10 protein-coding genes and 1 tRNA gene are annotated in these 10609 nt (G+C 40.2%); all 11 read left to right on the top strand.

From position 1 onward, the window contains the following. Window positions 1-399: 399 nt before the first annotated feature. The gene (locus tag Q7J27_05455; GenBank protein MDO9528593.1) at window positions 400-1164 is read left to right on the top strand and encodes a FecR family protein; all 765 of its coding nucleotides are present in this window, start codon (window positions 400-402) and stop codon (window positions 1162-1164) included. A 10-nt stretch (window positions 1165-1174) separates the two neighbouring features. Beyond that, entirely contained in the window at window positions 1175-1717 is a 543-nt protein-coding gene (gene pgsA, locus Q7J27_05450) for a CDP-diacylglycerol--glycerol-3-phosphate 3-phosphatidyltransferase (GenBank protein MDO9528592.1), read from the top strand. A gap of 237 nt (window positions 1718-1954) precedes the next feature. Then, window positions 1955-2029 (top strand) — tRNA-Val (locus Q7J27_05445). A gap of 440 nt (window positions 2030-2469) precedes the next feature. Further along, entirely contained in the window at window positions 2470-4386 is a 1917-nt protein-coding gene (thrS, locus tag Q7J27_05440; protein MDO9528591.1) for a threonine--tRNA ligase, read from the top strand. Between the two features lie 108 nt (window positions 4387-4494). Next, window positions 4495-5004, top strand: coding sequence for a translation initiation factor IF-3 (gene infC, locus Q7J27_05435; GenBank protein MDO9528590.1), 510 nt, complete (start codon window positions 4495-4497; stop codon window positions 5002-5004). A gap of 80 nt (window positions 5005-5084) precedes the next feature. Next, window positions 5085-5282, top strand: a complete 198-nt coding sequence (gene rpmI / locus Q7J27_05430; GenBank protein MDO9528589.1) for a 50S ribosomal protein L35 — start codon at window positions 5085-5087, stop codon at window positions 5280-5282. A gap of 172 nt (window positions 5283-5454) precedes the next feature. Further along, complete coding sequence (gene rplT / locus Q7J27_05425; protein MDO9528588.1) at window positions 5455-5814, top strand: 50S ribosomal protein L20; 360 nt, start codon at window positions 5455-5457, stop codon at window positions 5812-5814. Continuing rightward, window positions 5811-6827, top strand: a complete 1017-nt coding sequence (gene pheS / locus Q7J27_05420; GenBank protein MDO9528587.1) for a phenylalanine--tRNA ligase subunit alpha — start codon at window positions 5811-5813, stop codon at window positions 6825-6827. Before rplT ends, pheS begins: the two co-directional genes overlap by 4 nt. A gap of 359 nt (window positions 6828-7186) precedes the next feature. Continuing rightward, window positions 7187-9613 (top strand): phenylalanine--tRNA ligase subunit beta, encoded by a 2427-nt coding sequence (gene pheT, locus Q7J27_05415; protein ID MDO9528586.1) that lies wholly within the window; start codon window positions 7187-7189, stop codon window positions 9611-9613. Between the two features lie 65 nt (window positions 9614-9678). Further along, window positions 9679-9954 carry an integration host factor subunit alpha gene (locus Q7J27_05410; protein MDO9528585.1) on the top strand — a complete coding sequence of 92 codons (276 nt, stop codon included), beginning with the start codon at window positions 9679-9681 and terminating at the stop codon, window positions 9952-9954. Between the two features lie 204 nt (window positions 9955-10158). Then, window positions 10159-10497 (top strand): MerR family transcriptional regulator, encoded by a 339-nt coding sequence (locus Q7J27_05405; protein ID MDO9528584.1) that lies wholly within the window; start codon window positions 10159-10161, stop codon window positions 10495-10497. Window positions 10498-10609 lie beyond the last annotated feature (112 nt).

The raw sequence follows: 10609 nt of genomic DNA, 5'->3' as shown, positions 1-10609 counted from the left end.
TATGGATTTTCTCAGAAAGAACTTGAAATGAAATCATATCAGGTTTATGAAAAGGCTGTTGAGGAAGTGGTAAATAAGGCTATAGAAACACTGCCTGATGGCCCTGATGCTGTATGAATAATGAAATAAGCGTTGTGTTTTGTTGAATAATATGAAACCTTTAAAAATATAATTCTTCGATGCTCAAAACATTTTTTCGACAATTCTAAATCTCGCTCCACTGCAAATCCAAAACTCGCTCTTCGAGCTCAGACATTGGATTTGCGGTCGTTTTGCTTCGATAAGAATTGTTACCGAAAAAATCTTGATTCGCTCTCAGAATCATATTTTTAAAACTCTATGCAGCTTTTGGTGGTTATTCAAAGCTTTCAATATCTTCTTTTGTGGAGAGGGTTTAAGATGACATTTAGAAATATTGTGTTTTTGTTTTGCACAGCTTTTTTTCTCTTTATCGTATCCTCGCAAGATGTTTGTGCCAGAAGGCTTATGGTGGTTAAAATCGGCAAAGAAGAAGCAAAGGTAATCCTTCTCGAGGGTACGGCCTCTGTTATTCCAGGGGATGGAAATGAAAGATACTCTTTGAAAGTTGGAGATATCCTGAAGGGTGGTGACCGGGTAAATACCGGGCCGAAATCAAGACTGGAAATTGTTTTGAAAAATAATACTGTTCTCCGCTTTGCGGACAATACTTGTTTTGAAATTTCTCAAATTGGCTGGAATGGGAAATCGAGGGCTGAAAATGTTAAAGTGCGTTTACTTCTGGGCAGGACCTGGGCAAATGTAAGCAAAACCTTGGGTGTAAAAACTAATTTTGAGTTGTCCTGTGAAAATGCTGTTGCAGGGGTTAGGGGAACTGTATATAGAATGAATGTAAAAGAGGATAAGTCGGTTCTGGTAAGGGTTTACGATGGTATGGTGTACGTTGCGGGAGGTGGAAAGATTATTAAGCCACCAAAAAGAATCGAAGCTCCTGAAAAGATACCAGGACCGGTAGTAGTTCCCGGGCCTGAAAAAGTTACATTAGAAGAGTGGACATACCTCCTTAAATCGATGCAGCAGGTCAGCATAAAGGGAGATGGTGCGGCCGAGAGACCTCGGGATTTTACTCTGGAAGAAGATAAGAATGAATGGGTCGATTGGAACAGGTCAAGAGATGACTTGTAGTATTTAAAAGATGAATATACCAAATTTCTTAACCCTGATAAGAATATTTCTTGTTCCTGTTCTTGTTATATTCTTGATTCAGGGTTTGTTTTTTAATGCACTTATTGTTTTTGTCGTTGCGGGCATTACTGATGCCGTTGACGGTTTTCTTGCAAGGATATTGAAACAGAAAACAGTTTTGGGTTCATATCTGGATCCACTGGCCGATAAGGCTCTGATTACCAGCTCCTATGTGACTTTAGCAATCCTTGGAATGATTCCTTCCTGGCTTGCCGTGATTGTCGTAAGCAGGGATTTTATTATATTATTTGGTGTTTCTGTACTGTCTTTTATGTCTATTTCTTTTGATGTTCGTCCTGCTTTTGTAGGTAAGTTAACAACAGTGTTTCAGCTCCTGTCTATTTTTTCTGTCCTTGTGTTAAGGTATTTACCTGGAAGTTTTTATTGGCAGTTAGTCGAAGTGGTCTATTGGGCCACAGCTTTGCTTACAGTTGCTTCCGGCTTGCATTATGTGGCGAAAGGGGTAAGATTCATAAATAATGGTACTGAGTGATTGTGAACAATCAGCAGTTGGCATTTAGACGTTAGCAAGACAGGGAAACGCAGTTTTCATCCCGGTTTTTTTACTGAAGGATGACTGCTCAGATAATATTTGTCTTGACATAAAAACGCTTTATTGTTAATCAGTGGCGGATTTTAATGTAAGGTATTTGCATAATCTGCAAATGCCTTGAATCCCATAGAATTTGAGGGATATCCACTTAATGTGGAATCTTTTTTGAAGGTCTGTAGGCACGTAGCTCAGGGGGAGAGCATCACCTTGACACGGTGGGGGTCCAGGGTTCAAATCCCTGCGTGCCTACCATTTATAGTTAACAGTTGCAGGAAATGTTTGAGGAACCTTCAGATGTCTCAGAATTCATCGGTGATGAATCTCGCAAATCATTGAACTAACTAAATGTTTAGAGGTGTATCTCCTCAAGGTGAGACCTTTTTTAGAAGTCTTGACAGGTGGTGAGTTGAAAGGGGCATCAGCAAGTTTCAAACCAGCGATGCCCTTTATTTAATAATGAGTGTTTGGTCATCGGCGAGATAAAAAATAGTTTTTCTCATAATTCTTTGTTTTTGCTGAAGGCTGACTGCTGATAGCTGAATGCTTACTTACTCAAAACCATATTTTTCAGTTTTTCAAAGGTCTAATCAGGCGCCTGTCTGATGAAGAAGGGTTTTTGTCTGTGATATTTACGTTTTTTGTGTAATCAGGTTTAAAATGTGTGTACATTTTTCTGAATTGGGATATTTTTCATGAAGAAAATCAAATTTACCTTACCTGATGGTTCGGTAGTATCTCACTCTGAAGGGTTGACCGCTAAAGAGATAATTGCGTCATGGAAGGAAGAGTTGTTGCCTTCTGCAGTAGCGGCAAAAGTTAATGATGAAATGGTGGATTTAAGTTATTCTGTGAAGGAAGATTCTTCTATAATAGTTATCGATGTTAACTCGGAAGAGGGTTTAAGCATACTCAGACACAGCATATCCCATGTGATGGCTCAGGCTGTACAGGATATCTTCGAAGGTGTTAAAGTTAGCATAGGTCCTGCTATTGATGATGGTTTTTACTATGATTTTGAGTACTCCGAATCCTTTACTCCTGAGGACCTGGTGAAGATTGAAAAAAGAATGAGAGAAATTATATCTGCCGATTATCCCTTTACGCATGAAGAAGTCTCGAAAGAAGAGGCTATCTCACTATTTAAGGAGAAAGGGGAATTATACAAGGTTGAGCTGTTGAACGATATGCCGGAGGATGTGGTGGAAGTGAGTCTTTACAGACAGGACGGATTTACGGATTTGTGTCGTGGACCGCATATACCATCCACAGGTATGATTAAGGCATTCAAGCTTACAGGCGTTGCAGGTGCTTACTGGCGCGGGGATGAGAAAAATAAAATGTTGCAACGCATCTATGGTACAGGTTTTGCGACTGAGGAGGAACTTGAGAATTATCTTTTGATGCTTGAAGAGGCGAAGAGGAGAGATCACAGGAAATTGGGAAGAGAGTTAGACCTCTTTCAGATGAATGAAGAAGTTGGGCCGGGTATGATTATATTTCATCCGAAGGGGACTACGTTAAGGACAATTATTGAGGATTGGGAAAGAAAGGAACACCTGAAGCGGGGGTATGAAATTGTTGTAGGGCCTCAGATGTTAAAGGAAGAGCTCTGGAAGAAATCGGGACATTTTGACCATTACCGGGAAAACATGTATTTTACCGAGGTTGAGGGTCAAGTTTATGGCATAAAGCCTATGAACTGCCTTTCTCACATGTTGATATATAAGTCCAAGATAAGGAGTTACAGGGATTTACCGGTCAGATATTTTGAACTTGGTACCGTTCACCGCCATGAAAAAACAGGGGTTCTCCACGGCTTGATGAGGGCTCGTCAATTTACGCAGGATGATGCACATATATTATGTACACCCGAGCAGTTGAATTCTGAGATCAAGGACGTTGTCGATTTTGTCGATTTTGCGATGAATGTTTTCAATTTTGAATATGAAGTTGAACTCAGCACAAGACCGGGGGACTCGATAGGTTCCGATGAGGATTGGGAGCTGGCTACTTCAGCGTTGGAACATGCGCTTAAAGACAAAAATATGTCTTATGATATTAATGAAGGAGACGGGGCTTTTTATGGTCCAAAGATAGACTTTAAGCTGAAGGATGCCTTGAAAAGAAGCTGGCAATGTGCGACAATACAATGCGATTTTACCCTGCCTGACAGGTTTGATCTCAACTATATCGGGTCTGATGGTGAAAGGCATAGACCGGTTATGCTGCACAGGGTTATTCTGGGCGCCATAGAAAGGTTTATGGGGGTGTTAATTGAGCATTATGTTGGTGCCTTTCCTGTATGGTTGTCACCGGTACAGGCGATTTTGCTTACAGTTACTGAGAAACAGATACCTTACGGTGAAAAAGTTTACAGGCAACTTTTCGATGCTGGTATCCGGCTGGAAAGGGGTTTCAGGAACGAAAAATTAGGATACAAGATAAGGGAAGCACAAATGCAAAAAATCCCTTATATGTTGGTAATCGGTGACAAAGAGGTCGATTCTGAGAGTGTTTCTCCCAGACAGAGGGATGGAAAAAATCTTGGATCAATCAGCGTGGCTGATTTTGTTTCCCTGGTTAGAGAAAAGTGTAGTAAGTATGAGTAAAGAGTGCCTAAAATGCCTAAAGTGCCTAAAGTTGAAAATACTTAGCTATAACTTTAGTTCACTTTAGGCACTTTGAAATTTAGGCACTTAAAATGTGGGAGGTGACTTATAGATAAGAATTTAAGAATAAATCGTGGGATCAAGGCTGACAGTGTTAGAGTTATTGATTCTGAAGGGAAACAGTTGGGAATATTACCTTTGGTGGATGCCTTGGTAGAGGCTGATAAGGCGGGTCTGGATCTGGTGGAAGTTGCCCCTAATTCTTCGCCACCTGTGTGCCGGATCATGGACTATGGAAAATTCAGGTATCAGCAGAGTAAAAAATTTCAGGTAGCTAAAAAAGGTGCGGCCACGATTCAGATAAAAGAGGTCAGGGTGAGACCAAAGATCGAGGATCATGATTTACAGTTTAAACTTCGTCATATAAGAAAATTTCTCGATCAAAACAACAAAGTAAAGATAACCATGATGTTCCGGGGAAGAGAGATAGTATATGCTGATCTGGGTAAGAAGATCATGGAGGAGATAAAGAATGAGCTGGAAGATACGTGCGTCATTGATAAGCATCCGAAGCTTGAGGGAAGAAACATGGTAATGATAATATCTCCTAAAAAATAAAAAATTATAAAGACAACTAATATTTTTAATGACTGATATTTGAATACTGAATGTTCATATAATGATACAGGGGTGATTTGATGCCAAAGATTAAGACACACAGAGGAGCGGCCAAGAGATTTAGCCTGACTGGAACAGGAAAGATAAAGAGAAAAAAGGCTTTTGCCAGCCATATCCTTACTAAGAAAACGTCTAAAAAGAAAAGGGGCTTGAGAAAGTCTGCCATTATGGATAAGACAAATGTGAAGAATATTAAGAAGTTGATTCCTTATGCGTGATATAAGTGCCTAAAGTTTAGAGTGCCTAAAGTGACCTAAAGTTATGGATAAGAATTTTCAACTTTAATCACTTTAGTTCACTCCAGTTACTTGGAGATTCATTTGGAATTTGTTGTTTAAAAATACCGTGCTGGATTCTCTGCTTTAAGCAGATCCGGATTAGGAGATAAAGATGCCGAGAGTGAAAAAAAGTGTGAGTAGCAGGAAGAGAAGAAAAAAGATCATTAAACAGGCAAAAGGATATTTTGGTGCGAGGAGCAGATTATTCAAGACTGCTACGGAAGCTGTTGATCGGGCTATGAGGTATGCCTATAGGGATAGAAAGGCGAGGAAAAGAGACTTTAGGAAACTATGGATAGTCAGGATAAACGCAGCCGCCCGTATGAACAATGTTTCATACAGCAGATTGATTGATGGCATGAACAAGGTCGGAGTGGAGATAGACAGAAAAATTCTTGCAGACCTTGCTGTTCACGATCCCATGGGATTTTCAGAAATTGTCAGCATTGCAACGGGTGAACGGGTGACATGAGAGAAGATCTTGTGGGGCTTCAGAGGGAAGCAGAAACTCAACTCAATTCTGTAAAAAGCAAAGAAGAAATCCTTGAAATACGCACACAATACCTTGGGAGAAATGGTTATCTTACCGCACTTCTTCGTAAAATAGGGAGTGTCTCACCGCAACAAAGGCCGCTTCTGGGAAAACTCGCAAACGAGATAAAAGAAGCTCTTTCCGTAAAGATAGAAAATGCCCTGGAAAAAATTTCCTTACAGGGAAAATACGAAGCACTTCTGCATGAGAAGATCGATATAACTCTTCCAGGCAGAGGAGTGAAATATGGAAGAATCCATCCTATAACTAAGGTATCTGACGAAATATGTGAAATTTTTTTTGGGCTCGGTTTTTCTGTGGCAAAAGGTCCGGAGGTCGAGCTGGACTACTATAATTTTGAAGCCCTTAACATTCCCCAAGATCATCCCGCCAGAGACATGCAGGACACATTTTATGTAGAGGACAATATCGTTCTTCGTACACATACATCTCCCGTTCAAATCAGGATTATGGAAAAGCAACGGCCACCTGTCAGGATTGTGTCGCCAGGTAAGGTTTACCGGCACGATTCAGACATATCTCATACCCCGATGTTTCACCAGATTGAGGGTCTTTGTGTTGATAAAGGTATTACTTTTAGTGATCTTAAAGGTGTTCTGACGTACTTTCTCCAGAAAATCTTTGGTGAAAATACTCTCCTTAGATTTCGTCCCAGTTTCTTCCCATTCACGGAACCGAGTGCAGAGGTTGATATTCAATGTATAATTTGCGGCGGTGCTGGATGCCGTGTATGTGGTCAGAGCGGATGGCTTGAGATCCTTGGGGCGGGCATGGTTGATCCGGAAGTTTTCAAGGCAGTTGACTATGATCTGGAAGAAATAACAGGATTTGCCTTTGGTCTCGGTGTCGAGAGGATTGCCATGCTCAAATACAGCATATCGGATATCAGATTATTTTATGAAAATGACCAGAGATTTTTGGAACAGTTTTAGTAAGCAATCAGCTGTCAGCCGTAAGCTTTCAGTAAAAACAATATTTAAACGAAACACTTCTCAAAATTGATGCTGGTTTTCAGGATTCATTTTATCTTAAAACTTGACGCACTCGTAAAAAGCTAGTTTTCTTCGCTCAGAACCATTTTGGGGATGCTGACATTGCCTGGCTAAAAATCTAAAAACTCGTGCTAATGCACTCAAACAATTAGATTTTTTTAACGCCAGACACTGCCAGCATCTTTTCCCCAAAATGCTTGGATTCGCTATGAAAAGACTTTTTACGAACGCGTCAAACTTTAGACTTTGAACTTTAAACTTTAAACTATATTTTTTCTTCCAATTAAAGGAAATACAAGATGTTAGTCAGTCTTAGATGGCTTAAAGATTATGTTGATGTTGAATTAGGGCCGGGAGAACTTGCCGACAGGTTGACCATGGCGGGGCTTGAGGTGGATTCTGTGAGAGAGGTAGTTCCTGAATTTACCAATGTTGTTGTGGCAAAAATTCTTTCCATAAGGCCTCATCCAGGTGCCGATAAACTTTCTTTGTGTGAAGTTACGACGGGAGATAAAACTTATTCCGTTGTGTGCGGTGCAAAGAACATGAACATTGGGGATATCGTTCCCTTAGCTTTGGTGGGTGCGACAATACCGGGCGGTTATACAATTAAAAGCTCTAAAATAAGGGGAGAAAAATCTTACGGGATGCTCTGTTCTGAAGATGAACTTGGGCTCGGGGAAGATGCTTCTGGTATAATGATACTTCCCGAAGGGCTTTCTCCGGGTGAAGATTTAACAGATGCACTGGACTTGAAAGACACTGTTTTTGATATTGGAATCACGCCGAACCGTTCTGATTGCCTTGGTATTATAGGGATTGCAAGAGAAGTTGCTGTTATTACAGGAAAAAAACTCAGGTATCCGGAAATAGTAATTTCGGAATCGGAAGAGGATATAAAAGACATTACCTCTGTAGAAATACTTAATCCAGACCTCTGTCCAAGGTATACCGCCAGATTAATCAAAAACGTCAATGTCAATCCTTCTCCACGCTGGATGCGATTGAGGCTTGAAGCCGTTGGCCTGCGTGCAATAAATAATATTGTTGACATAACAAACTTTGTGATGATGGAGTTTGGTCAGCCCTTACATGCTTTTGATTTTCGTTTTCTCGAGGAGGGGAGGATTATTGTCCGTGGTGCACAAGAAGGAGAGGAATTTGTTTCTCTGGACGGAAAAGAAAGGATACTGAAGGCCGATACCTTGATGATATGTGATGGTGTAAAACCGGTTGCGGTTGCCGGTATAATGGGGGGATTGAATTCGGAGGTTATAGACGATACAGAAACGGTACTTCTGGAAAGCGCTTATTTCGATCCAACCTCGATTCGAAAGACCTCCAAGTGGTTGGGGATGAGCACTGATGCATCTTTTAGATTCGAGCGTGGGGTAGATCCCGAGGGTGTGGTTAGGGCGTCAGCCAGGGCGGCCCAGTTGATTTCTGCCCTTTCGGGTGGAAAGATTTGCAAGAATTATATTGACAAATATCCCAAGAGGATAAAACCCGTAAAGAATATTCCTCTCGGAGTAAAGAAAGTAAATGAAATACTTGGAATTAAGGTAAAAGGCGGTGAAATCAAGAAAATCCTGAAAAACCTGGAGATGACCGTAAATAAGGTGGAAAGTGGGAATTATCATGTAACTCCACCTACCTTCAGGGTAGATATTTCAAGGGAAATTGACCTAATTGAAGAAATTGTTAGAATATACGGATATGACAGTATTCCCACATCTCTTCCGGCAGTTTCTATGAGATCCGATATAAGGAGCAAAGAGAAGACTCTTGAAGATAAGATAAGGGATATCCTCAACGGACAGGGATATTCCGAGGTAATAAATTATAGTTTTATTACCCCGGAGTCGGCAAATATACTTGGCCTGGAAAAAAATGACGAAGGAAGAAAATTTGTCATTATTAAAAATCCGCTTACAGAAGATCAATCGGTCATGAGAACTGGTCTGGTATATGGTCTTCTTGATACGATGAGAAAAAATATAAATGTCGGCTGTTTTGATCTCAAGATATTTGAGAAAGGAAAGGTATTTATATTACAAGAGAAAGAGGAGCTTCCTCTCGAAAATGAGAGGATTGCAGGACTTATTACAGGTTCAAGGTATGACAATCTCTGGTACTTCAAAGGAGTACTTTCTGATTTTTACGACCTAAAAGGATGTGTGGAGAATCTTTTTGATGGGCTTATGATACAAAATGTAAAATTTAAAACGGATGCTAATGTACCGTTCCTTCACCCAGGGAAGTCCAGTGAAGTTTTCGTAGATAATAGAAAAATTGGGTTTGTAGGGGAGATTCATCCGGAAATTCTTGAAAAGATGAATTTGAAGCGAAATGCTGTAGTTTTTGAACTTGACTTTGACTTTCTTGCAAGACTTTATAATAATACTGAGAGCGCTGTCTATAAGGAAATTCCCAGGTTTCCATTAATCACACGGGATGTTGCTTTTTTAGTTGGCAAGGATGTTGAGGGCGGAAGAATACAGGACCTGGTTTTTGAGGAAAACGAAGATTTGCTTGAAAAAGTGGTAGTTTTCGATGTATATTATGGAAAGAACATTCCTGATGACATGAAAAGTCTTGCACTGAGGTTTACATATCGTTCTCCTGATAAAACACTGACGGATGATGAAGTAGATAAGGTGCATAACAGGATAGCAGAAAGAATTGTCAATTTAACCAAGGCTAAAATCAGAGGGAAGGAAGACTGAAGGTAACTACACTCAGGTATGAGTAGTTACGACTAAAGAAACTGCATAGAATTGAGGAGGAAAATGTGACTAAGATAGATATAGTTCAGGATGTGTGTAGCAAATTGGGTTTCTCAAAAAAGGATTCGGCTAAAATAGTGGAAGCGGTGTTTGATATAATGAAAGAAAATCTTGCGCGTGGTGAAAAAATAAAGATTTCTGGATTTGGCAGTTTTGTTGTTAAAGAAAAGAAGGCACGGAAAGGGAGAAATCCCCAAACAGGGGATGAAATAGAGATTTCCGCCAGAAAAGTTTTAGCATTTAAGTCGAGTCAGGTGCTTAGGGAAGCTCTGAATGAATAATCTGCTGTCGGCTGAAGCTGATAGTTTGAGGCACAAAAAAATTAAAATATCAAAATGCAAAACTAAAAAGTAAAATATCGTCTTAATTCTAAATTTTTAATTTTGATATTTGATATAAATCTGTTCCTATATCATTCATGCAAGATCAAACTAAAGTCTTTACCTGAAGGCAAGGTTTTCTCATTCTCCATTAGGGAGACAATAATGGACGTGGAGATTCCCGACAAATCGTATTTCCGTATCGGTGAGGTCAGCAGAATACTCGGTGTGGAGCCTTATGTTGTAAGGTACTGGGAGTCTGAATTTAAGACGATAAAGCCTGTTCGGACAAAATCTGACCAGCGGCTGTATAGGAAAAAGGATGTAGAGGAATTAGTGACGATCAGGAATCTCTTATACTCTGAACAGTTTACTATAGCTGGTGCAAAGAAGAAGTTATCCAGGCTGAATAGGGAAGATAGCAATGTGTCCGAGGACAGCTACAGAGATCGGTTGGTACGTATCAAGAAAGAATTATTGAAAATAAGAGAGATGGTAGGCTAAGGGCCTGTCACGAAATAAGTGGTGCAATTAGGCGCTCAGATTTAGGTTAGGTTTAGTCGATACGATTGAGCAAAACCGCAGGAATAGCAGGGTTCTTTTGAGGATTTTGCGA

The sequence above is a fragment of the Syntrophales bacterium genome, from assembly GCA_030655775.1.
Taxonomy (GTDB): domain Bacteria; phylum Desulfobacterota; class Syntrophia; order Syntrophales; family JADFWA01; genus JAUSPI01.
Note: the sequence above shows the minus strand (reverse complement) of the source record. Positions and strands in the feature narration are given on the sequence as shown.

Excerpts from the sequence above, each read along its gene's own strand:
- Q7J27_05455 (MDO9528593.1), top strand. The coding sequence starts at position 400 with ATGACATTTAGAAATATTGTGTTTTTGTTTTGCACAGCTTTTTTTCTC.
- pgsA (MDO9528592.1), top strand. The coding sequence starts at position 1,175 with ATGAATATACCAAATTTCTTAACCCTGATAAGAATATTTCTTGTTCCT.
- thrS (MDO9528591.1), top strand. The coding sequence starts at position 2,470 with ATGAAGAAAATCAAATTTACCTTACCTGATGGTTCGGTAGTATCTCAC.
- rpmI (MDO9528589.1), top strand. The coding sequence starts at position 5,085 with ATGCCAAAGATTAAGACACACAGAGGAGCGGCCAAGAGATTTAGCCTG.
- rplT (MDO9528588.1), top strand. The coding sequence starts at position 5,455 with ATGCCGAGAGTGAAAAAAAGTGTGAGTAGCAGGAAGAGAAGAAAAAAG.
- pheS (MDO9528587.1), top strand. The coding sequence starts at position 5,811 with ATGAGAGAAGATCTTGTGGGGCTTCAGAGGGAAGCAGAAACTCAACTC.
- pheT (MDO9528586.1), top strand. The coding sequence starts at position 7,187 with ATGTTAGTCAGTCTTAGATGGCTTAAAGATTATGTTGATGTTGAATTA.
- Q7J27_05405 (MDO9528584.1), top strand. The coding sequence starts at position 10,159 with ATGGACGTGGAGATTCCCGACAAATCGTATTTCCGTATCGGTGAGGTC.